The sequence below is a fragment of the uncultured Dysgonomonas sp. genome (assembly GCF_900079725.1).
Classification (GTDB): Bacteria; Bacteroidota; Bacteroidia; order Bacteroidales; family Dysgonomonadaceae; genus Dysgonomonas.
In genome coordinates this window covers 2,676,102-2,700,114 of sequence record NZ_LT599032.1, presented here as the reverse complement: position 1 = coordinate 2,700,114, position 24,013 = coordinate 2,676,102, and the positions used below count along the sequence as shown (strand labels likewise).

The following is a 24,013-nucleotide window of genomic DNA, read 5'->3' as shown; positions in this document are numbered from 1 at the left end:
ATCCGCAAGCATTTCAAAAAACTTTATCTATATAATTATAGCCGATAGCCTTTAGCCGTTGGCTTATCGTTCTTTGAAGTATTGACGGGCCCCTCCAACCTCCCCAAGGGGAGGCTACAGAGAGGGTAAAAGCTAATTATTAATTTTTCATTCTTCATTATTAATTACTTTCCGTGTTACTTTTGTTACCTTTTTGAAGAAAGATACGAGATACGAGTTGTTTATTGCCTGCTGTAAAGTCACTTGTGCGACAGCCTATACTAACAGCTATCAGCTAAAAGCTAAATATATGTCAGATATGTCAGATTTTAACAAAATACCCGGGTCGCTCAGATTCTTCCATACAATCAAAAACTCATAGAGCTTAATGGATCTGCCCGTCGGGAGGCAGGGAAGGAAAAACTTTACAATTCTTATGTTATTCAATAGCTGAACCTTTACGTTAAAATATTGTTTTTATTATTATCTTTGTCTTAATAGAATTTTATCAGGTACTTTATGGCTCTAAAACAGTCCTTACAACTCAAACAGCAGCAGAAGCTTTCTCCTCTTCAGATGCAGGTTATCAAACTAACCGAGTTGCCTGTTATTGAGTTAGAAGAACGTATAAAGCAGGAACTCGAAGACAACCCGGCTCTGGAAGAAGGCCTCGAACCAACCGATGATACATCGGATTTCGATGATGATTACAATTCGGAAGACGATGGAAATATATCTCAGGAAGACTTGACTTTAGGTGACTACATGAATGAAGAAGAGATACCTGATTATCAATTACGGGATAGTAATAGACAAGCCTCCGGCAAACAGGACGAAATACCATTTTCGGTAGCAGCTTCCCTGCACGAATACCTGATAGAGCAATTGGGTGAATGTGAATTGGAAGAGAATGACGAAAAAGTAGCCGAATACATCATAGGTAACATTGACGAAAACGGCTATCTGGACAGATCTCTTTCTGCTATTTCGGACGACCTTATTTTCCAGCAAAATCTGGATATTCCGGTTTCTAAACTCGAAGAAATACTGAAGACAATCCAGGATTTCGAGCCGGCAGGTATAGGCGCCCGGAATCTACAGGAATGCCTCCTTTTGCAATTGACACGAAAAGAAAAATCAGACAATACGGAATTAGCTATAAAGATAATCAGCAATTACTTCGAGGAATTCTCTAAAAGGCATTATGACAAAATCATAAGACAACTGGATATCAATGAAACCGGGCTAAAAGGTGCAATACAGGAAATAACCACACTGAATCCTAAACCGGGTAATAACTGGGGAGATTCCATGTCCATCACATTGAGTACCATTGTTCCCGATTTTATTATAGAAACATATAACGGTGAACTTCTGCTTAGCATGAATAACCGTAACATTCCCGATCTGAAGGTAAGCCGCGAATATTCCGACCTGCTCAGAGGATACGCCGACAATAAGGAAAGCATGTCCGCTGATAGCAAGAATGCTGTTCTCTTCGTGAAGCAGAAGCTGGATTCCGCGCGTTGGTTCATCGATGCTATCAAGCAGAGGCAGGATACGCTTCAGCGTACTATGCAGACTATAATGGATATGCAATACGACTTTTTCCTTACAGGGGACGAAGCCCAGTTGAGACCGATGATACTGAAAGATGTGGCTCAGCGCACAGGATACGATATATCCACCATATCTCGGGTGAGCAATAGTAAATATGTGCAGACTAATTTTGGGATCTACCCACTTAAATACTTCTTCTCAGAGTCGATGCAGACTGACACGGGCGAGGAAATTTCTTCCCGCGAAGTGAAAGCCATATTAAAAGAATGTATCGAACACGAAGACAAGAAGAGACCGCTTACAGACGACAGGCTTTCAGAGATACTGAAAGAGAAGGGATATATAATTGCCCGCCGTACTGTAGCTAAATACCGGGAACAGATGAACTTGCCTGTTGCCCGATTAAGAAAGGAAATATGATAGAAGAAATAGACAATGCGCTGGAGATAAGAAACCATCCCGCTAATATTGGGGATGAATCCGGTTCCGGCAAATCGCCGTTCTCATATGAACCACCAAAAGAAAAAGAGCCACTTCCTGCCCGAATAATATCTATTATCCTGCATCCCTTTTTTATGGGAATATATGGAGTCTCACTTTTGTTTTTGTATACGGATTTCAGGTTGATCTTTGCCGGGCAGTTTATGCGGTTTATCACCCCCGTATTTTTCCTTACATGCGTGATTCCGGCGAGTAGTATATTCTTTTTGAGAAAAGCAGGGCTGATAAAAGATTATGATCTGAAAAATAGGAATGACAGGTTAATCCCGTTTGTCGCAGCGTTCTGTTCTTACTGCCTACTGATTTATTACTTCGTATCGGCCGGATTATATGCATGGTTTATCGGAGTACTGGCTGCCCCGCTTGTTCTGATTGTAATAGCTGCCATCACTACTAAATTCTGGAAGATCAGCGCACATATGATGGGGATTGGAGGACTGATCGGTTGCACTTTGTCGGTTTGTTACAACGTTAAAGGGCTGAATCCATTCATTTTGTTCATCATTTTGTTTATCTTAGCAGGGTGTTTGGGCGTATCCCGATTGGTGCTTCAGCGCCATACTCCGGGACAAGTATATGCAGGCTTTTTAATTGGCCTTATTGTTTCTTACCTATGCGTATTGATCGGGGCATATTGGGGTGTTATCATGTTTATAAATAACTTATAATTAATAATATAAAATAAATAGATTATGAATTTTCCTGAAAATCTGAAGTATTCAAAAGATCACGAGTGGATCAAAGTTGAAGGCGATAAAGCAGTAGTTGGTATTACAGAATTTGCTCAAAGCGAACTGGGTGAAATCGTTTATGTAGATGTTACTACCGAAGGGGAAACAATCGACAAAGACGGAGTATTCGGCAGCGTAGAAGCTGTAAAAACCGTTTCCGACCTGTTGATGCCTGTATCCGGAGAGGTGCTTGAAGTAAATGCCGATCTGGAAGACAAGCCTGAATTGATTAACGAAGATCCATACGGAAAAGGCTGGATTATTAAAATTGCTGTAAGTGATGCCGCCCAGCTGGACAGCTTGCTTTCGGCAGCAGATTACAAAAAACTAATTGGTAAATAATTAAATGAAACCTATTGTAAGTATAATTATGGGGAGCACATCTGACCTTCCCGTAATGGAAAAAGCTGCAAAGTTCTTCGATGAAATGGAGATTCCATTCGAGATAAATGCTTTGTCGGCACACCGGACCCCCGAACGCGTAGAGGCTTTTACTAAAGGAGCACACGACCGCGGCATCAAAGTAATTATTGCAGCTGCCGGTATGGCGGCCCATCTTCCGGGTGTTATAGCATCTATGACATCTATTCCGGTTATCGGAGTGCCTATCGATGCTTCGCTGGACGGAATGGACGCATTGCTGGCTATCGTGCAAATGCCTCCGGGAATACCTGTTGCCACAGTGGGAATCAACGGTTCCCAGAATGCGGCTATCCTTGCCCTGCAGATGATAGCTACGGGAGATGAAGACTTGCATAAGAAACTGGTCGCTTATAAAGAAACCTTGAAAAGTAAAATTGAAAAGGCTAATGAAGATTTAGCCAAAGTTCAGTATAAGTTCAAGACGAATTAAAAAGCGATTTCTTCCGAAGAAAAAGACAGTAAAGGTGTACCCGAAAGTACACCTTTACTCTTATCACAAATCTATTACTTACTTATACTACCTCCACCCGACTTGTGAGCATTGATAGTGTCGTATGTCAGCTTTTTGATATCAACATCGGCTCCGCCACTGCAACTAACAGAGATGGTCTTCGCCTTTCCTGATAGTTCTACATCAGCTCCGCCACTAACAGAAAGACTTACTTCGTCGGCACTGCCGATATTTATATTTGAATCGCTCCCGCCTGATGCTGCGATCTTGAGTTTTTTAGCCCTTAAGTCCTTGATATCACAGTCAGAACCTCCGGAGAAAGCAAAATTTGCCTCATTTACATTCAACCTGTCTATTTCTATATCCGCACCGCCTGAGGCTGCTATAGACAACGCTCCTTTATTATTCAATTCTTTTGCATTGAAATCGGAACCTCCCGATATAGCTATCGCATCTAATGCAGGGGCAGAAACATAGGCGTATATCCTGGAGTTTCTTTTAAAGCGCTCGCCGTCTTTCCGTCTCAGTTCGAGATTGCCATTACTTACTGTTATTTCAATTTTCGGCATGTTCTCCGCATCAGTCTCTATCTCCAATGAGTGCGAGTTGCTTTGGGTAAAATAAATATCTATACCTCCACTTACGGCAATCTTGTTAAATGAGCTTACCGGTTTCTTCTCTTTTACCACTTGTGCCGATATGCCTAAAGATATCACACAACATACTACTAACAGGATAATACTTTTTACTTTCATAGTTCTTTCTATTTTTAAGGTCGCAGACCTATTTGACTCTTCTTCGCGTCATTAATTAATTATTGCTTTCGTATCTAAAACCGCGACAGTTAGTCATGGTTTAATAACATTGCGTTAAATACTCTATTTCAATTACCTTATATCAATATCGGCATAGTTATTAGATACTATTATAGTTGCAGTAGGTTTGCCATTTCCTATCTGGCCTTTCTTAGTTACCTTATTACCTTTTTCAATAGATTCGGTATATTTCACAGTATATTTTTTCGAAATATTGAGGTCGCCGTATATAAGGCTTGCATCAAATGTTGCGGACATATTCAGCGGGAGTCCTATTGCAACATCACAATAACTGCCTTTTACATTTATCGTTTTCACTTTAGGCGACATCCCCCTTATCGTGACATCGCCATAAGAACTGCGAATGTCGATATCAGACAGCAGATTATCTATGATTATATCTGCATACATCAGCTGCCCTGTCATGCTACCAATAGTCCCTATTCTCAGATCACCATATGACGAGGATTTTGGTATCACAAGGGTTTGTATGTTACTGAACCGACAATCGTTGTAGTTACCTGATGACTCAATCTTCGCGGCTTTCTCTATTTTGAAATCAGAGTATGAACCAGACAATGTAATATCCTGCGCATCCCCTATTTTCACATCACTATATCTTGCTTTTACAGATGCAGCCTTAGCCAGTGATTGTGCCGAAAAATCACTATAGGAAAGATTAGCATTAAGACCTCCATTGAACCTATCCATCTTCATATCCCCATAATCAAGATTAATATTCAGGGATATATTTTTGGGGACTGTTATTATATAATTAATCTGAGGTCTCGAACTACTTCTGCCGGTATTATTAGTAGTGATGGAAAGAAGCCTGTTGCTTGTTGTTATATTACATGAGCCGGATTGATTTCTCTTATCGAAATATTGTATTTCCAGATCTATCTGGCTGGAATTTGATTCCTTCACAATTATATTTCCGTATTTATGAAAGAATTCTATTTCTGATATATTCGAAAAACTCTTTTTTTCTATCCGGTCGGGAGTCCCCTCTGCACGCTGCTTAGGACCTTTGCCATTATAGCTAAAAGCGTATGCAGTATAATCTTTTCCGTCAATGTTGAGATTTCTAAGGCTCGATTTTGCTGTCTTAATACCTTCTTTTGCTGCATTCATTGCCAGTGCAGTGATAGAATCAGTGTTAATATTGATGTTGAAGTCATTCAATGCCGTGATAGAGTCCATGTTTAAATTAAGGTTGAGCCCATTCAATTCCATAAACTGGCTCGAATCTATGTCTATTCCATCCAATACTTTATCCAGATTGAGATTCAATTTCTTTTTGAATACTCTGGCGGAATCCTGTGGCTGATTGCCTGTGCTTTCAATAGCAAATGCATGAAAGAGTGTCAGGCAGCATAAAGTCATTAATAATATATTCTTCTTCATCGTGTGTCCATTTTTAGCATTTTGTGTATTTACCTAATTTTTCATTTATACTTTCAAGTTTCTGAATGTTTGTTTTATAGTGTTTCACCAGATAGCGTATAGCCATTTCCTGATTTTCATTTTTCGACATCTCATCCACAAAAGCAGTATTACTGCTCATTATCTTCTCTATATCACGACTCAGCTGTGCCTGATTTTCGGTATCGGTATAGGCCAGTTTGCACATAATATCTGCTATCTGCTCCTCCATCTGCTGATTGTAATAATCGTTTGTCGCCTTGAATTCATCTGTCGCAATGGAATTTTCAGTCGGCGGAGCCACTTCTATGCTTTGTGGAGCATAGAATTTGACGGCCACTCCTATCAGTATCGCAATAGACGCGGCAACAGAGATAAAGCTTATCAATTTCAGCCTTTTAGCTGGTCTCTTTTCAGGTTCTTGAACATCTGCCTGCTTGTTAAGCAATGCTTCGAATCGCTCCATATGACCTGCCGATGGTTCTTTATCGTCAAACAGTTCTCTGTTCTTTTCTATGTATTCTTTTCTATTTTTCATCTCTCGCCCTCCTTTCAGATAAGTTCGATTAATCTTTGTTTTGCTCTCATATATTGTATGCGGGCTGTACCCGGCGCTATGCTTAGTATTTCAGCGATCTCTTCATGGTCATAACCTTCTATCAGATATAAATTTATAATCAGACGGCTCGATTCCGGCAATTTATCTATTGCTGATTTCACCTGACCTACCTTTTCCATTATTTGCTCCCAATCGGCATTATCATCCGTATCGGCAATATCATAATTCATATTTTCATGCAGTTCTGTCATCTCCATGTTTCTTCTTCTCAGCTTGTCTATGGATGCATTAATAGCTATCCGTACCAGCCATGCCTCGAAAGGAACGGAATCGCTGTAACTATCCAACCCTGAAAAGGCTTTGAGAAAAGCATCCTGCATCGTATCTTCAGCCTCGGCAGAGTCGCGGAGTACACGAAAGCATGTGTTGTAAACCCTTTTGTAAAAGGTCGTATACATCTGCATTTGCGCCCTGCGGTCGCCTTTCCTGCACTGTTCGATTATACCTGAGTCGAAACTTATCATCTACTAATCCTGTTACCTTTTCTATTTAGGACTCATATTACTTGTTTATTGACTTCCTGAGAGAATAACCGAGACAGTCAATTGTGCGAAATATGACATAAACACCTTTCTTTATTTATATGTACGCAAGAAAAAAAGAAGTGTTACAAAAGAACAGATTTTTTTTTAAGAAAAATTCTCTGTCTTATTCTTTTTGTATAAAATCTGATAGGATACTGGTTCACAATAAGAACCTTTATATTCTTATTACCTGTAACTGTGTACTCTTCACTTTCCACCGAAAAAAGTTACACTTTTACAGTATTTACCATTGTTACTTTTGGGTTTCTTCGTAAAGGGAAGTCCGCACCAACAAAGAGAACAGTAACTCACAAAGACATTAAGCGCAAAAGGTAACAAAGGTTACACATATATCAGCTTTTAGCTGATAGCTGTTAGCCAATAGCTTATGCACAAAACTTGACAAACTTGACACATTTTACACTATTCCCTATCTGTCACTTTTTATCCTCTCTGTAAGTCCCCCTTTGGGGGATTGAGGGGCCCGTCAATACATCAAAGAGCTAATAGCTATCAGCTAAAGGCTAACAGCTACATACATAGATAAACTTCCCGCCAAAAAATATTCTATAAAGTTTATATATATCGAAAAGAAACGTTAGTTTTATCTACTGATTAAAACAAAACATAACTTTACCATGAAGAAACTATTGCTATTAGCTTCTTTAATTGTAGCCTTTATATCCTGTAAGAAGGACAAGATACAGCAACTACCTGTAAATAGAATGTATCTAGTAGAATATCGTTTCAACCATCCCTCGCCTCCTGATACAGCGTGGATCTTTTACGTAAACGGAATAAGCGAAATAGACAGATTCTGTAATATAACACTTACTCAACCCGACATTTCAGAAGATGGATATCATACATTAATGTTTACATTGCCCGACAGCATAAAAAGAACAATTGCCGAAACAATAGAGCAATATCCCCGCGACACCTCGTTTGTGTTCGCAGGAAACGAGAACACAGACCGTGATGCATACAAGGGCTATTATTATTTCATCTGGACAGAAAGGGATTATAACAAGCCATTGTTTATCGACCTCTACCTCCCCGACAAATTACATAAAGACTGGCAATATGTAGTTGATAAAGTATATGATAATCACCGTAATAAATACACAGGGCTTAAAATAACAAATACTGATTCCTTAAAACAGCGTTTTGCCCTATTCGAAAGAAGACTTCCCTATACACATATAACACGTCCACCAACGGTAAAGTGGGTTCAGTTCACTCCCCCCTGTGGCGAACGACGATGACGAATGAAGAAGTGCCTGCTTAAATTTTATTTCTCAAATACAAACAACCTATAATACTTATGATAGGATAACCCACAGAAATTCGTGTTAAATGACATATAACGATAAACAAAATATCAGAAAAATAATGTATCTTTGTGCGCATTAAAAACAATAACTTATACTTGTTATTTTTATGCAAGAGAAAATCATTATCCTCGATTTCGGGTCACAAACCACCCAATTGATTGGTCGCAGAATCAGAGAATTAAATACCTACTGCGAAATTGTCCCTTACAACAAGTTCCCTTTCGATGACAATACTGTAAAAGGAGTAATCCTCTCGGGAAGTCCTTTTTCGGTGAATGATGCTACTGCCTTCAAGCCCGATATCAGCCAGATAAGAGGTAAATATCCGGTATTGGGTATTTGTTACGGTGCACAATATCTGGCCTATACATCGGGAGGAAAAGTTGAAAAAAGCGATTCCCGTGAATACGGACGGGCGCATCTGACAAAAATAAAGTCCGGCGTTGCCTTATTTGACGGAATAACTGAAGGCACTCAGGTATGGATGTCGCATGGAGACTCTATCACCGTAGTACCCGAAAATTTCGAAATAGTAGCCAGTACCGCTGATGTGTCAGCAGCAGCATATAAAATAGCGGGAGAGGAAACGTGGGCCGTACAGTTTCATCCTGAAGTTTACCATACTACAGACGGCACACGCCTTTTAAGCAACTTCCTTAACATATGCCATTCGAAACGAGGATGGAGCCCTGCTTCTTTCATCGATTCCACTGTTGAGGAGCTAAAAACAACGCTTGGTGACGATAAGGTTATCCTTGCCCTATCGGGGGGTGTAGACTCTTCCGTTACAGCCGTTCTGCTGAATAAGGCCATAGGAAAGAACCTGACTTGTGTATTCGTAGATCATGGTTTGCTCCGCAAAAACGAATTCGAAAATGTACTGAGAGATTATGAACATCTCGGGCTGAATGTAATAGGTGTAGATGCCAAAGAGCGATTCTACAAAGAACTTGCCGGTGTAACCGATCCGGAAAAGAAACGTAAGATCATTGGCAAAGGCTTTATTGATGTATTCGATGAAGAAGCACATAAGCTGAAAGATATAAAATGGCTGGGACAGGGAACTATTTACCCCGATATTATCGAGTCGCTTTCTATCACAGGCCATGTCATCAAATCGCACCATAACGTAGGAGGACTGCCTGAGAAAATGAATCTGAAACTGGTAGAACCTCTACGTCTGCTATTCAAAGATGAAGTACGCCGCGTTGGCTTGGAATTGGGTATGAAAGAAAACCTCATAAAACGCCATCCATTCCCGGGTCCCGGACTAGGCATCCGTATATTGGGCGATATCACTCCGGAGAAAGTAGAAATAGTACAGAATGCCGACGATATATTTATCCGTATGCTACGTGAACAAGGGCTCTATGATAAAGTGTGGCAAGCCGGAGCAATTCTACTTCCTATCAAATCGGTAGGCGTAATGGGTGATGAGCGCACTTACGAAAATACAGTGGCATTGCGCGCTGTAACTTCTACAGACGCCATGACTGCCGATTGGGCACATTTACCATACGAGTTTCTGGCTAAGGTGTCGAATGAGATCATCAACAAGGTAAAAGGTGTAAACCGTGTTGTTTATGATATTTCGTCGAAACCTCCCGCCACTATCGAGTGGGAGTAATAAAACAAAGATATTCTCTTGAGAAAGTGTTTCCTGTGCCGGAAACACTTTTTTTTGTACGTATTGAAGGTATAAATAGTATCTTCTTATTTGCTTTTCTTCATTGCCTCAGCCTTCAGACCCGCCGGCATTTTCTCTATAGCATACCTTAACGAGGTACGTGGCATCACATCTTTCTTTGACATCACATAATCGAATACCTCTTTCTGATGCGCTTCACTTGTTGCTTTCAGCATCCAACCATATCCTTTCCGTACCATATCATCTTTATCTAAAAGGAGGGCATCTGCTATTTCGAATATATCTCTCAGGAATAATCCTTTACGGGCAGGTATGATCAAAGAAACCGCAGCTGCACGCTTAACCCAGCGGTTATCCGACTTAGTCCATTTTTTCAGTTCCGATATATATTCAGGATACATTTCTATAAATGTCCCTATTGCATGGTTACACAAGGTATCGCATGAAGCCCAATTATTTATATACAGGTTCACCCATTTTTCAAACACCTGAAAATCAGCTGGCTCATACCTATCGTGAATATAGTCGGCCCATTTACCTGCAATAAAAGATTCTTCGAGATAGCCGGACTGCCATAACTCCTCGCACAGAGCAAATATCTCTTCTTTTCGCCTGTCTTTTATCACATTATAAGACTCTTTACTTATTTTGCTGACAGTTATCACCCTCACTCCGTAAGGCTTCACATTTTCCTTGAAGTAGCTCTGGCTTGACCTCAGTGTTTTCTCGTCTATATTGTCCCGTAATGTCCGGCGGATATCTGCTATTATCTGTTGCATACTACCTTTATTTATATTATATGTAAAGATAGAATTTACATTTAATATCCTGATAAAAAGAATAAGGGGATATCTCGTATGAAATATCCCCTCATTTCTTATTCTTAAAAGTGATTAGTTAGTACCCTGAAACTTAAAAGGTTCGGATGTTATAAACAGATGAGCTGTATTCCCGGCATAAGTTTTGCCTCCTACCAGATCCAGCATCTTTGCTGATGCTTTTTCGGAGAAATCGACATCTTTGAAATCTACCCAAAAGATATTCGGATACAAGGCAGACTCGAAATAATAAACTTTATTCTTTTGGTCTGATACTGTTCTCCACCTTGTAGATGAAATATTCGGTTCATTAGGTGTACTTATCCCAAAAGGCACCGAAGTGTTGCGTATAACGCTGAATACACTGGCTACAGCCAGTCTTGTATCATCTACTTTCGGGATTACATTTATGTAATACGAAGCTCTTACAAACCTGTCGGCAGCACGGTTAGTCCCCGGAAGAAAAGTCAACCCGCCAATACCTTTCCAATATTCATTCAACGCTAACTGCTGATCGAATACAGGCGAGTTTGTCATCACCTGATAAGATTTATCATGGTGTATCACCAGTTTCCCGTTTATATATTCGAAAATGGCGCTATCTCCGTCGGAGTCTGACAATGATAAATGAAGGGTAGCCATTCTGGAACCGTCGGGCATCATATCCGAAACCACTTCGAAAGTTCCTTTTTCCATATATGTAACAGCTTCGCTTACAGTAGCAAAATTATCAAGCATATATTGCACCCACGCAGCGATGGACAAGCCCGGCTTCTTCTGGTCCCATTCCGGGTATGCCGATTCGGCTAGCCAGAGCAAATTGGCTACGAGTCCTTTTTCGTTCATACCGTCTGTACTGGAAATGTCATAGGCTGTAGTGATTACGCTTCCATATTTCGATTTCCATCGTAAAGGATTACTGCCTACTTCACCGTTTCGTTCCATTCCTCTGGGAAAGATCCACAGATTACTCCTGCTGTCTTCTTTCCAGTCCATAGTTCTTGCCGTCAATACTGTATTGTTCAGCCCGTGATAGACGATTCTGGTACAGGCCTCTATTGCGCCGGATTGCGCAAGTAGCAAAACTGCTACTAATAAAGCAATTTTTGTAATGGTTCTTTTCATAAATCTTTTAATCTGAATTGTTTATATTTTATATGAAAACAATCTCTAATGATTAAAAGTTTATAATTTCAGTAAATAAAAGACATTGTATCTACCTTTCGAAGCGTAATCTTTCACCTCTCATATCATAAACCACACCATCTTCAAAGGCGATTTTTCCGTTCAGGAATGTTTTCTCTACCGAGGTGGAGAACGTCTCACCTTCCAGTGGTGCCCATTTGCATTTATACAGAATATTATCCCGGGTAACGGTATAGGGTTTATTCGGATTCACCAATACCAGATCGGCAAAGTATCCTTTACGGATATAGCCCCTTTTCTCTATCTTGTACATAATGGCAGGTGCATGACACATTTTATTTACCACCTGTTCTTTCGTTATTTTTCCCTTCTTAGCCAACTCAAGCATCATTTGCAACGAGTGCTGAACCAAAGGCCCTCCCGATGCTGCCTTCAATGCTCCTCCCTGCTTTTCTTCAATCAAGTGGGGGGCATGGTCGGTAGCGATTACATCCAGTTTATTCTTCAGAAGTCCCTGCATCAGGGCGCCCCTGTCCTGTCTGGTTTTCACGGCAGGATTCCATTTTATACGTGATCCGTATTTAGAATAATCTTCATCAGAGAACCAAAGGTGATGTACACAGACCTCCCCTGTGATTTTCTTCTCGGCAAGAGGCTTAATGTCGAACAAACTTATCTCTTTCTCGGTGGAAAGGTGTAAAATATGCAAACGGGTCTGATATTTGTCTGCCAACTCAACAGCCTCGGCAGACGAACGATAACAGGCTTCGGCGCTACGGATAAGGGGATGATACTGAATCGGTATATCTTCTCCGAATTCAGATTTATATTTGGCCAGATTTTCCCGTATTATTTCTTCCTTTTCGCAATGTGTGGCAATGAGCATATCCACTTCGGCAAAGATAGATTGCAAGACCATTTTATCATCTACGAGCATATTCCCTGTCGAAGAGCCCATAAATACTTTTACACCACATACTTTTTTCGGATCCACCTTTCTCAACTCTGCAATATTATCATTTGTGGCTCCCATATAGAAAGAATAATTGGCGAATGACTTTTCGGCAGCCAATTCAAATTTTTGCTCAAGAAGTTCAATTGTTGTAGTCTGCGGCTTAGTATTGGGCATTTCCATAAAAGATGTAACTCCTCCTGCAATAGCGGCACGGCTTTCACTGGCAATATCTCCCTTATGGGTTAATCCCGGTTCGCGGAAATGCACCTGATCATCGATCACTCCGGGCATCAGCCATAATTCCCTGCCGTCGATAACCGTTGCATTGTTTAGCAACTGGTCAGGAATATCTTCTGCCCTGAATATTTCTGCAATAACATTGTTTTCTATCAATACCGAACCGGTGAAAGATGTTCCTTCGTTTATGATTGTTGCTTTATGAATGAGTATCATGATTCAAAAAAAATAAATGGTTTCATGCAAAGGTAACATGAAAATAATTAATAATGAAGAATGAAAAATCAAGAATTTCTTGACAAAAAAAATCGTACAACGTGGAAAGTTGTACGATTCTTAAAAAAACGGTTATGAATATATTTATTTTATATCATTCAGCAAATCAGTTTTGCCTTCATTTACCAGTTTAAGTATCAGTTCTCCAAACAATGTATTCTGCCATGCAAACCATGAACGGGTAAAGTTCTTCGGATCATCCTTATGGAAAGATTCGTGCATAAACCCGGTATCTGCATCTGTATTCATCAACATTTTCACACAGTCCTGAATTTCTTTATCGTCCTGACTTGTAAATGCTTTCATCATGATACTCATCGGCCAAACCATATCGTAACCAATATGAGGCCCGCCAATACCTTCTCCTGCACTACCCTTAAAGAAATAAGGATTGTCTTTGCTCCATACAAACTTACGTGTATTCTGATAAATAGGATCATTTACATCTACATCTCCCAGATAAGCAGAAGATAAAAGGCTTGGGGCATTGGAATCATCCATCAGATACTGATTGCCAAAACCATCTACTTCAAAAGCATATATTTGTCCATACTTAGGATGATTATAAACCGCATACTTTTTCAATGCACTTTCTACTTCCTGAGCAAGGTCTGTACACTCTTTAGCCAGTTCAGTTTCCTTATTTACAGTAGCCAGTATCTCTGCAGCTTTCCTCAACGAGGTAACAGCAAAGAAATTGGAAGGTACAAGAAATTGGAAAGTAGTAGCATCATCAGACGGACGGAAACATGAAACAATTAACCCCACAGGATTTACAGGATTACCCAATCCGTCGTTATTCAGCGTATCTAACTGACGTTCTGTCTTACGTTGGAATTTATAAGGCCCTACACCATCTTTACGCTGCTGCTCCTTAAAGGTCTGCAATACTAAAGTGATTGCCTGTAGCCACTCTTCATCAAATACAGAAGTATCCCCTGTGGTTTTCCAGTAATGATATGCCAGACGCAGCGGATAACATAGCGAATCTATCTCCCATTTGCGCTCATGCAGTTCCGGTTTCATATTCGTTAAGTCGGACATCCATTGATGATCCGGATTAGGATCGTATGGATCAAGAAATGCATTTGCATACGGGTCGATGATAATACATTTGAATTGGCGACGAATTGTACCAGCCAGCATCGCTTTCAACTCAGGGTCTTGATTCGCCAGTTGCACATATGGCCAAACCTGTGCTCCCGAGTCGCGCAACCACATAGCATGGATATCTCCTGTATAAACCACCGTATCGTCTTTACCATCTGTCTTGCGGTAACGGACAGTTGTATCCAGCGTGTTCGGAAAACAATTCTCGAACATCCAGGCCAGCTTAGCATTTTTCAATAGCTTTTTAACGCGTACTATTTCATTTTCTACAGCTTTGGATGTAAATAAACGTTTCGATTTCTCAGGACGGTTACTTTTATAATCTACCGGAGTTTTAATCACCGTATTATCCTGTACCATAGCCAGATTGCCTCCCGGAAAAGACGTGGAAGCCTGCACTTCACCAACAAAGAATGCCGAGCTTAAAACACAGAGGCCCAATATTCCTTTTTTCAAATAAGTTTTATTGCCCATCTGTTCTTATTTTTTCTTGTTCTTAGTATTTATACTTTTGAGTTCCTTAGAGAAGGAATAAGGCAGGTCATTTTCGTTAACACCCCTGCTTTGGTTCGGACTCGATGCCATCTGATAGTTAACGGTTGTACCTTTCATCAGCTGATCATGCGTCAGGTAGTTTTTGGTGTGCACCTGTCCGTCTACAGTCATTGATTGTACATACCTGTTAGCCTTATTATTGTTTGCTGCATCGATAATTACTTTATTACCGTTCTCCAGATTCAGTGTAACTTTCTTGAACAATGGCGAACCTAAGATATACTCATCCGAACCCGGACATACAGGATAGAATCCTACTGCAGAGAATACATACCAGGCCGAAGTCTGCCCGTTGTCCTCATCCCCGCAATAACCGTCAGGGTTAGGGGTATAGAGTTTATCCATAACCTCACGTACCCAGTACTGTGCTTTCCATGGTTCGGCCGAATAGTTGTACATATAGATCATGTGCTGTATCGGCTGATTACCGTGCGCATAGTTCCCCATGTTCATTATCTGCATTTCGCGTATCTCATGGATTACTCCCCCGTAATAGCTGTCGTCGAATAACGGTGGTACGCTGAATACGGAGTCCATCATCTGGTTGAAACCTGCCTTGCCACCCATCAGGTCTATTAGTCCCTGCGGATCGTGGAATACCGACCAGGTATAGTGCCAGCTGTTGCCTTCGGTAAAGGCATCCCCCCATTTCAACGGGTTGAACGGAGACTGGAATGTACCGTCCTGATTCTTTCCGCGCATCAACTTATGCTCAGAGTCGTACAGGTTCTTGTAGTTCATCGCACGTTTAGCATAGATATCTATTTCTTTTGCCGGTTTACCCAGTTTCTTACCCAACTGGTAGATACACCAGTCGTCGTATGCATATTCGAGTGTGCGTGCAGCATTTTCGTTTATCTTCACATCGTAAGGAACATAGCCCAGCTTATTGTAATACTCCCAGCCCAAACGTCCGGTAGAGCTTACTTTAGGGTGAACGGCATTGGCTCCATGTATAACGGCCTGCCAGAGAGTTTCAATGTCATATCCTCTCAGCCCTTTGAGATAGGCATCGGCAACGACAGATGCCGAGTTGTTACCTACCATACAGCCGCGGTGTCCGGGGCTGGCCCATTCAGGGAGGAATCCACTTTCTTTATAGGTATTGGCCAGTCCTTCCTGCATTTTGGTGTTCATTTCGGGATACATCAGGTTCAGGAACGGGAACAGGCAGCGGAAGGTATCCCAGAAGCCTGTATCGGTGAACATATAGCCGGGTAGTACTTCTCCGTTGTAGGGGCTGTAGTGTACTGTCTTGCCTGCTGCGTCTATTTCGTAGAAACTGCGGGGAAAGAGTACCGAACGGTAGAGGCACGAGTAGAATGTGCGCAGGTTGTCTATGTTATCATCTTCTACTACGATGCGTCCCAGCACTTTGTTCCATTGATCGCGTCCTTTCTGTGCGATCTGGTCGAATGAGTCGTTACCGAGTTCTTTCAGGTTAAGTTCTGCCTGTTCGGGGCTGATGAAAGAGGATGCTACTCTTGCATGTACGATTTCTCCTTTTTTAGTGGAGAAGCCGATTATCCCTCCGGCATGGTTATCAGATACTTCGAGTCCTCCTTCGGTAATATTACCGCTTGCCACCGATGCTTTATATGTAAACGGCTTATCGAATACCACAACAAAATAGTTCTTGAAGTTTTCGGGTACTCCTCCACTGTTCTTGGTGGTATATCCGACAATCTTATTTTCTCCGGGTATTATTTTGACATATGAGCCTTTATCGAAGGCATCTACTATGACGAACGACTTATCGTTTTCGGGGAATGTGAAACGAAACATAACTGCTCTTTCTGTGGGAGCCATTTCCGTTACCACATCATGGTCTGCCAGATATACTTTGTAATAGTATGGTTTGGCAATCTCAGCTTTGTGTGCAAACCAGCTGGCACGTTCATCCTGATTAAATACAGCTTTTCCTGTAACAGGCATGATAGCGAACTGGCCGTAGTCATTTATCCAGGGACTGGGCTGGTGTGTCTGTTTGAAGCCGCGAATCTTGTCGGCATCATAGGTATAGGCCCATCCATCGCCCATTTTTCCTGTTTGTGGCATCCAGAAATTCATACCCCAGGGCATGGCAATGGCCGGATAAGTATTACCCGTGGATAGGGAAAATTTAGACTGGGTACCTACTAAGGGACTCACATAGTCAACTAATTCCGCTTGCTGTGCTTTTGCCGCGCCCAGCAAACCGACAATGCTTAAGAATAATAATCCTATTCTCCTCATTTTTTTGTGTTTTTAATTAACGATCTAACATTTTTATATAATACCCTCCGACTACTGATCTTGCCTGAAACCCGCGCTGATTCGGCCGATCAGTAAATACCCAGTCTGACATGGGTACCCTGTCGGGAGTTTCATTCATAAATAAGTATAGCGGACTGATAAACTTCTGGAACGTTTCCTGATCTTGAGTAAGAGTAGCTGTCCATATGATCCAATCTGTTTTGGTATAGGTTTCACGATTATCTAAAGGCAACCCGTATTTATTCTGTTTGCGAAGATAATAAGCAATTTCTTTTTGTGCAACCTCCGCAGGGAAGATACCCATACCCAATATTTTATCCCAAACCAGATTATACTTCTGACTCCATGTTCCAGGCTTGTCAAATGTTAAACGATAATGATCTCCGTCATCTGCCATTTTCACCCATTCCTTCGCCATTTCTTTTGCTTTGGAGGTATATTTCTCTGCCACATCTTTTTTCCCTAATTTATCGGCCAGGTAGCCATACGATGCAACACCCATTATAGCTTTTATAGAAAGATTAACATTATGTGCAAAATGTCCGGCAAAGTCATCTGTACACAATTGGTTATCGGGATCGAGTCCGTTTTCAGCGAGATAATCAGTCCACGTAGTCAATACACCCCAATGTTTTTCAGCATATTGGGCATTTCCCTCTATGTGAGCAACCGCAGCGGTAAGAACCAGCATATTCCCTGCTTCCTCTACCGGCATATCTCCACCATATGTCTGCCCGTTGGCAAGAGGATAAGTACCTATATCGTGAGCAGGAAAAGGTTTCACCCACTTGTTGCTTTCGCTGTAATAGAAGATATGGTTTAGCAAACCTTTCGCCAGTTCAGGATTGTAGTAAAGGAAAAGAGGCGCTGACGGATATGTTACGTCTACCGTACCAATGGAGCCGTTACTGAAATTTTCTTTCGACAAAAAGAGTAAATCCCCGTTCGGTGCTTCTACCAGTTTATGAGCCGTAATAGCCTGACGATAGGCAAGGGCGCAGAGTTCGGCATATTCTTTACCTCCGGCCTGTGCCGTTTTTGTTATTAACTCTTTATCAAAAAGGTATGCTTTTTCGATCAACTTATCATATTCCTGATTTGCTTTATGGAAAACACCTGTAATAGTCTGGTCTCCTCCCTTGTTCCAATACGGCCTCAGATTCTCTCCGAAGTACTGGATAGAGTATATGTCATCATAACCGATCATTATTTTTCCGGCAACAGCATTATTTACAGAGCCCAGTGAACGGGTCAGAGCCAGCTTATCACCGGTATTCTCCCTTTTATCGGTAGATTCTTTTTTGACGCCTTCTATAAAGTTTGCTCTCAGTTCTTCAGCGTCTCCTATACCTGATATCGTATTCTTCTTCTCGGCTACCAGATAAAAATGCCCCCAGTCTATGCGTACGTTATCGCCCGATTTTCCTAATATTTTCTGGTCCAGACTACCGGTCTTAAGGAACATCAGATCTCCATCTTCGAATCCTTCACTCATCGATTGCTGCAAGGGTTTGTCTAGCGCCCAAACAGGTGAAGCTTCGAAGTATAGGCTTACATCATGCGCCTTACCGTCATTGGATGAAATATTGTATGAAATATAATTTACAGGACGCGAAAGAAGAGACAGGTCTTCCATAAATAAAGGTGCGGTGAAAGTCAGTTTAAGATCTACTTCACCACATGCGAATGTATAGTGAGTCTGTGTTGCTTGTACATCTACAGATTTCTGAACAGCTGTGGTCTCGAATAATCTCTTATGATCTTTTTCCATTACCAATCCAAAATCAAGCAAAGCCAATCCTCCGCGATCGTGGCAGTAACCGGCAATAATATTCTCTCCCTTCTTCAGTGTAGCAACAACCTCTTCTGACAATGGAGCCAGAATATTTTTCTTAGCGGCATTTCCTGTATTGACAACTTCTATACCGTTGATATAGATAATCGCGTCATCGTCATGTGAATACTCAAGATATACTTTCTTTCCAGATAAGTCTTCATCCAGATTGATAATACGTCTTACCCATATATACTCGGTATTCCACTCTGTCTTAGCTGTAATTTCCTGCGGAATAGAGCCAAAAGCAGCAGGAGCTTCTTTCCATCCAGCATCATTGAAGTCTTTATTGAACCAGTTCCCGGCAGGCTTAGTGGTTATATATTTTCCTGTCCAGCCGCCTTGTTCCGAATTTGGAACAACTGTCTGCATCGGAGTCTCTTCTATTCCCATAAAGCGATAGACCTTATTATCCACTTTCACTACACCGATAAGAGGAAAATCACTCCCTGTCCAGTGTTTTACATTTCCATCATAGAGATTGTCGGTAAACGACCAGCCCGAAGTATAAGGGTCTATTGTTATCAGAGGATAGGCCGGGGCTCGCAGATCACTTTTGACGATTTCATAATCGTGCACTTTCTCAGTCTTACAACTCAGCAAAACACTTATGCCGAGACAAAAAAATAGTAATTTCTTCATTAAATTGGTTTTATAATTAGTTATTATTTATTTCTTACTGGTATAAGCTGTATCAGAACAGAGTTTATAACGAGTTTCATCTAATCGAAGGATGGATTTTTCTCATAGTTCCCGGAGACTACACCGGAAATCTCTTTCTGTTCATTTTTCCTCTCCGGAAGCATGACAAACAGAAAATAAGTATATCAGGGAGGTGATAAAACATATTTTTTTCATGATGCTTAAATAAGAGGCTGTTTAATCCACTGTAAATCTATTCTATATAATTTACATGGATACTAAAATCCTATTCAAGAAACAAGAATATATATCCAATTTTATGATTTAACCCGGCATTAACCCAAAACGTAATGGTTAAGCTTTAGAAGTATTGAATAAAAATAAGAGGCAAACGACCTTTGCAGGCTTCTGTCCAGCTCTTTCAGGCAATTTTATCACAAATTTTGCAAGCAAAAGCCAAGTGAAAAACGGTTAAAAAGATGCTTAAACGACTCAAAACAGGCAGGGAATCCTATCCGAAGAGCTTTTTAAAGGACATTGTATTTACTGTATATCGATATAACGGAAATAGTTACATCAAATTTAAAGAGCATCATTACACTTTTCTTTTTATTATTTTTGAAGAAGCCCCAGCACTTTCTCTACCTTTTCGTTCATGGGTAGTGACGCATTTATCCAGTGGATATGAGTTCCTCTTTTTTCCATCCCCCTAAACCAGGTCATCTGTCGTTTGGCGAACTGATGGATGGCGATTTCGAGTTGAGAGAACATTTCCTGATAAGATAGTTGCTTTAACAGATAGAGTGTGACATATTTGTATTCCAGTCCGTAATAAATGAGGTCATCAGGCCCGACCCCCTTATTCAATATATTTTGTACCTCTTCTATCATCCCTTCCTCGAGACGGGCTTTAAGACGCTTCGATATTTTTTCGCGACGAAGTTCCCGGTCAATATCTACTCCGACAACAAGGCTGTTTAACGGAGGAAATTCATTTTGCTCCAAAGGGTGTTCTTGTTTATACTCTTCTATCTCTATGGCCCGGATAGCACGTTGGGCCGTATCTATATCAGTAGTGTTATGTAGATTTTTGAATGTTGCCAATATATCAGTAAGTTCCGGCAAACTGTATTTTTCGTATTTCTTCCTCAATTCCTTATTTTCAGGAACATTCACAAGAGAATATCCTTTCAGTACAGACTCAATATAAAGTCCCGAACCTCCACACAAAATGGGAAGTTTACCTCTGCTTTTAATATCGGTATAAGCCTGATGAAAATCTGACTGATATTCGAAAATATTATACTTATCGCCTGCCTCACGGATATCAATGAGGTGATAAGATATATTTTCTCCATCCACTATGTAATCCGCTAAATCCTTCCCTGTGCCTATATCCATAGACTTATATACTTGCCGTGAATCTCCGCTGATGATTTCAGTATCGAGAGAATGAGCCAGATGACAGGCAAAGTTAGTTTTGCCGGATGCGGTTGGGCCTACTATTGTTATCAGGTCATATATTTTCATTATACAAAAGTAAGTTGATTTTATTTTACCTCTTCATCTTTCTTCATTTAAATCTTTGTTCTTCTATAATATATAAGCGATTTGTTCAAAAAACCCCTTATATTTGTAGGTTCAAACAGATTCAAACACTTTATAATTACGAATGAAAGAAGGTAAAAGTTTAGCAAACAGCATCGTAGCTGCATGTCAGGATAAAAAAGCAAGGAATATTGTCATAGTAGATATGACAGAACTACCAGGAACTATCTGCCAATACTTTGTTATATGCGAAGGTAATACGCCTACCCAAGTAGGTGCTATCTCTGATGAAATCGTGGATTCACTGAAAAAAAAGAAGAAAGAACGCCCTATTTCCATCGACGGATTGCGTGAAGGCCGTTGGGTAGGAATAGATTATGGTACGGTTATTGTACACGTGTTCTTACCGGAATTGCGTGAATTCTATAACATCGAGCATTTATGGGCCGATGCCAAGTTGGAAAGTATCCCTGATATCGACTGACAACAAATAGCCTTTATTGATTGTTGTATTCCGTAAAACCAAAAACGAATTAAAAAGATATTACTTTCAGAATAATATATGGATAATTATAATAAAGGAGAAAATAACAAACCGAAAACGCCGGGAATGAAAGGCCCAAAGATGCCGTTTAATCTCTATTGGGTGTATCTTATTGTATTTGCCGCTATTATCGGAATGTACTTTTTCTCCGAGAATACAGGCGGAATTCAGAAAGAGATAGCATGGTCCGAGTTTCAGGGCTATGTGAAAGATAACAGTATAAGCAAGATTGTAGTCGACAACAAAAGCAATACATTAAAGGCCACTGTCCGCAAAGACTCGGTCAATCATGTATTTAAGGCTGATGCCGATAAGGCCGGAGACAAACCTTCCATTCTGGTAAAAATACCTTCTGCCGACAAATTCTCTGACTTTTATGACAAAGTAAGGGCAGAGCATAATTACAACATCGACGTCAGTTACGAACCAAATACTACCAGCGCGTGGGATATACTCTTGAGCTTCCTGCCTATCGTATTGATATTCGGGCTATTCATTTATATGATGCGCCGTATGTCAGGCGGTGGCGGCGGCGGTGGCGGCGGAGTATTCAGCGTGGGCAAATCAAAAGCCCAGCTATATGACAAAGGTTCCGATCTGCGTGTTACATTCAAAGACGTAGCCGGGCTATCGGAAGCCAAAGAAGAAATAGAAGAAATCGTGGAATTCCTTAAGAATCCTTCACGATATACAGAAATAGGTGGTAAAATACCAAAAGGCGCATTACTCGTAGGCCCTCCGGGAACAGGTAAGACATTGTTGGCAAAAGCCGTTGCAGGAGAGGCGAATGTTCCGTTCTTCTCTCTGTCGGGTTCCGACTTTGTGGAAATGTTCGTCGGAGTAGGAGCATCCCGTGTAAGGGACTTGTTCAAGCAGGCTAAAGAAAAATCGCCGTGTATCATCTTTATCGACGAAATAGATGCTATCGGGCGCGCCCGTGGACGCAACCTTAATATGGGTTCGAACGATGAACGTGAAAATACATTGAATCAGTTGTTAACGGAAATGGATGGTTTCGGTACAAACAGTGGTATCATCATTCTTGCTGCAACCAACCGCGCCGATATTCTGGATAAAGCGCTACTTCGCGCAGGACGTTTCGACCGCCAGATAACTGTTGACTTGCCGGATGTAAATGACCGTAAGGAAATATTCAAAGTACATCTTCGTCCCGTAAAAATCGACGATACGGTAGATGTGGAATTCCTTGCCCGCCAGACACCGGGATTTTCAGGAGCGGACATTGCCAACGTATGTAATGAAGCTGCACTGATTGCCGCCCGTAAAGGGAAGAAAGTTGTTCAGAAAGATGACTTCACCAATGCAGTAGACCGTATTGTGGGAGGTTTGGAAAAGAAAAATAAAGTGACAACTCTCGATGAGAGAAAGACCATTGCCATACACGAAGCCGGACATGCTACACTAAGCTGGTTTCTGCAATATGCCAATCCATTGGTGAAAGTTACCATTGTTCCGCGAGGCAAGGCCCTCGGTGCTGCATGGTACCTGCCCGAAGAAAGGCAGATTACAACCAAAGAGCAGATGCTAGATGAAATGTGTGCATTGCTTGGAGGCCGTGCTGCCGAGGAAGTGTTTGTCGGTCATATATCGTCCGGTGCAGCCAATGACCTGGAACGGGTGACCAAGCAGGCATATGCTATGATTTCATATCTGGGAATGAGCGACAAATTGCCGAATATAAGTTATTATGATTCATCAGGCGAGGCCTATGGTTTCACCAAGCCTTATAGCGAAGAAACCGCCCTGCTGATAGATAAGGAAGTGCAGGCAATGATAAACGAACAATATGAACGAGCTAAAGACCTGCTTCGTAAACATTCCGACGGTCATGAAAAACTGGCAAATCTGCTAGTAACGGAAGAGGTTATATTTGCCGAGGACCTGAAGAAGATATTTGGTGAGCGTCAGTGGGTTTCCCGTTCCGAAGAGATACTAAAGGAAACCGAAGAGCCGCCTAAAAATGTAGAAATAGAGATTAAGAAAGATGCAGATAACCCGGATATGATTACCCCGGAAGGACAACCTTAATAATAAATCTTCCAGATCAAAATATGTAAAACC

Annotated in this window: 19 protein-coding genes; 8 read left to right on the top strand and 11 right to left on the bottom strand. The window is 41.1% G+C overall.

What is annotated here, in order from left to right; translation table 11 throughout:
• The first annotated feature begins 498 nt into the window (after positions 1–498).
• The 4 genes from rpoN to purE are packed head-to-tail and all read left to right on the top strand — an operon-like array spanning position 499 to position 3,624.
• Positions 499–1,959: an RNA polymerase factor sigma-54 gene (gene rpoN, locus QZL88_RS11195; protein ID WP_296941197.1), complete on the top strand. Its 1,461-nt coding sequence runs from the start codon at positions 499–501 to the stop codon at positions 1,957–1,959.
• Positions 1,956–2,708 carry a hypothetical protein gene (locus QZL88_RS11190; protein WP_296941195.1) on the top strand — a complete coding sequence of 251 codons (753 nt, stop codon included), beginning with the start codon at positions 1,956–1,958 and terminating at the stop codon, positions 2,706–2,708. Before rpoN ends, QZL88_RS11190 begins: the two co-directional genes overlap by 4 nt.
• A gap of 24 nt (positions 2,709–2,732) precedes the next feature.
• A complete protein-coding gene (gene gcvH, locus QZL88_RS11185; protein ID WP_006800830.1) occupies positions 2,733–3,113 on the top strand; it encodes a glycine cleavage system protein GcvH in 381 nt (126 codons plus the stop codon).
• Between the two features lie 4 nt (positions 3,114–3,117).
• Entirely contained in the window at positions 3,118–3,624 is a 507-nt protein-coding gene (gene purE / locus QZL88_RS11180) for a 5-(carboxyamino)imidazole ribonucleotide mutase (protein ID WP_296941192.1), read from the top strand.
• A gap of 74 nt (positions 3,625–3,698) precedes the next feature.
• Here the strand turns inward: purE and QZL88_RS11175 are convergent, their stop codons facing one another.
• The 4 genes from QZL88_RS11175 to QZL88_RS11160 form a co-directional block, all read right to left on the bottom strand.
• Complete coding sequence (locus tag QZL88_RS11175; protein ID WP_296941190.1) at positions 3,699–4,400, bottom strand: head GIN domain-containing protein; 702 nt, start codon at positions 4,398–4,400, stop codon at positions 3,699–3,701.
• A 132-nt stretch (positions 4,401–4,532) separates the two neighbouring features.
• Positions 4,533–5,867, bottom strand: coding sequence for a hypothetical protein (locus QZL88_RS11170; RefSeq protein ID WP_296941189.1), 1,335 nt, complete (start codon positions 5,865–5,867; stop codon positions 4,533–4,535).
• Positions 5,868–5,880: 13 nt separating this feature from the next.
• Entirely contained in the window at positions 5,881–6,423 is a 543-nt protein-coding gene (locus tag QZL88_RS11165) for a hypothetical protein (protein ID WP_296941187.1), read from the bottom strand.
• Between the two features lie 14 nt (positions 6,424–6,437).
• Positions 6,438–6,968: a sigma-70 family RNA polymerase sigma factor gene (locus QZL88_RS11160; RefSeq protein WP_296941185.1), complete on the bottom strand. Its 531-nt coding sequence runs from the start codon at positions 6,966–6,968 to the stop codon at positions 6,438–6,440.
• Positions 6,969–7,666: 698 nt separating this feature from the next.
• Here QZL88_RS11160 and QZL88_RS11155 point away from each other — a divergent pair.
• Both QZL88_RS11155 and guaA read left to right on the top strand, forming a co-directional pair.
• The gene (locus tag QZL88_RS11155) at positions 7,667–8,293 is read left to right on the top strand and encodes a hypothetical protein (RefSeq protein ID WP_296941183.1); all 627 of its coding nucleotides are present in this window, start codon (positions 7,667–7,669) and stop codon (positions 8,291–8,293) included.
• Between the two features lie 175 nt (positions 8,294–8,468).
• Positions 8,469–9,989, top strand: coding sequence for a glutamine-hydrolyzing GMP synthase (gene guaA / locus QZL88_RS11150; protein ID WP_296941181.1), 1,521 nt, complete (start codon positions 8,469–8,471; stop codon positions 9,987–9,989).
• An 86-nt stretch (positions 9,990–10,075) separates the two neighbouring features.
• Here the strand turns inward: guaA and QZL88_RS11145 are convergent, their stop codons facing one another.
• The 7 genes from QZL88_RS11145 to miaA all read right to left on the bottom strand — a co-directional run bounded on the left by QZL88_RS11145 (position 10,076) and on the right by miaA (position 21,369).
• On the bottom strand, positions 10,076–10,789 hold the full coding sequence (locus QZL88_RS11145; RefSeq protein WP_296941179.1) for a DNA alkylation repair protein: 714 nt from the start codon (positions 10,787–10,789) through the stop codon (positions 10,076–10,078).
• A gap of 114 nt (positions 10,790–10,903) precedes the next feature.
• On the bottom strand, positions 10,904–11,953 hold the full coding sequence (locus QZL88_RS11140; protein WP_296941177.1) for a linear amide C-N hydrolase: 1,050 nt from the start codon (positions 11,951–11,953) through the stop codon (positions 10,904–10,906).
• A gap of 91 nt (positions 11,954–12,044) precedes the next feature.
• On the bottom strand, positions 12,045–13,382 hold the full coding sequence (locus QZL88_RS11135) for a dihydroorotase (RefSeq protein WP_296941175.1): 1,338 nt from the start codon (positions 13,380–13,382) through the stop codon (positions 12,045–12,047).
• Positions 13,383–13,526: 144 nt separating this feature from the next.
• The gene (locus QZL88_RS11130; RefSeq protein ID WP_296941173.1) at positions 13,527–15,026 is read right to left on the bottom strand and encodes a glycoside hydrolase family 125 protein; all 1,500 of its coding nucleotides are present in this window, start codon (positions 15,024–15,026) and stop codon (positions 13,527–13,529) included.
• A gap of 6 nt (positions 15,027–15,032) precedes the next feature.
• Entirely contained in the window at positions 15,033–17,342 is a 2,310-nt protein-coding gene (locus QZL88_RS11125; RefSeq protein ID WP_296941172.1) for a GH92 family glycosyl hydrolase, read from the bottom strand.
• Positions 17,343–17,358: 16 nt separating this feature from the next.
• Entirely contained in the window at positions 17,359–19,839 is a 2,481-nt protein-coding gene (locus tag QZL88_RS11120; protein WP_296941170.1) for a DUF4965 domain-containing protein, read from the bottom strand.
• A gap of 612 nt (positions 19,840–20,451) precedes the next feature.
• Entirely contained in the window at positions 20,452–21,369 is a 918-nt protein-coding gene (gene miaA / locus QZL88_RS11115; protein WP_296941167.1) for a tRNA (adenosine(37)-N6)-dimethylallyltransferase MiaA, read from the bottom strand.
• Positions 21,370–21,511: 142 nt separating this feature from the next.
• Here miaA and rsfS point away from each other — a divergent pair, with 142 nt between their 5' ends.
• Together rsfS and ftsH are read left to right on the top strand one after the other, a co-directional pair.
• Positions 21,512–21,871 carry a ribosome silencing factor gene (gene rsfS / locus QZL88_RS11110; RefSeq protein WP_006800810.1) on the top strand — a complete coding sequence of 120 codons (360 nt, stop codon included), beginning with the start codon at positions 21,512–21,514 and terminating at the stop codon, positions 21,869–21,871.
• 78 nt (positions 21,872–21,949) lie between these two features.
• Positions 21,950–23,980 (top strand): ATP-dependent zinc metalloprotease FtsH, encoded by a 2,031-nt coding sequence (gene ftsH / locus QZL88_RS11105; RefSeq protein WP_296941166.1) that lies wholly within the window; start codon positions 21,950–21,952, stop codon positions 23,978–23,980.
• Positions 23,981–24,013 lie beyond the last annotated feature (33 nt).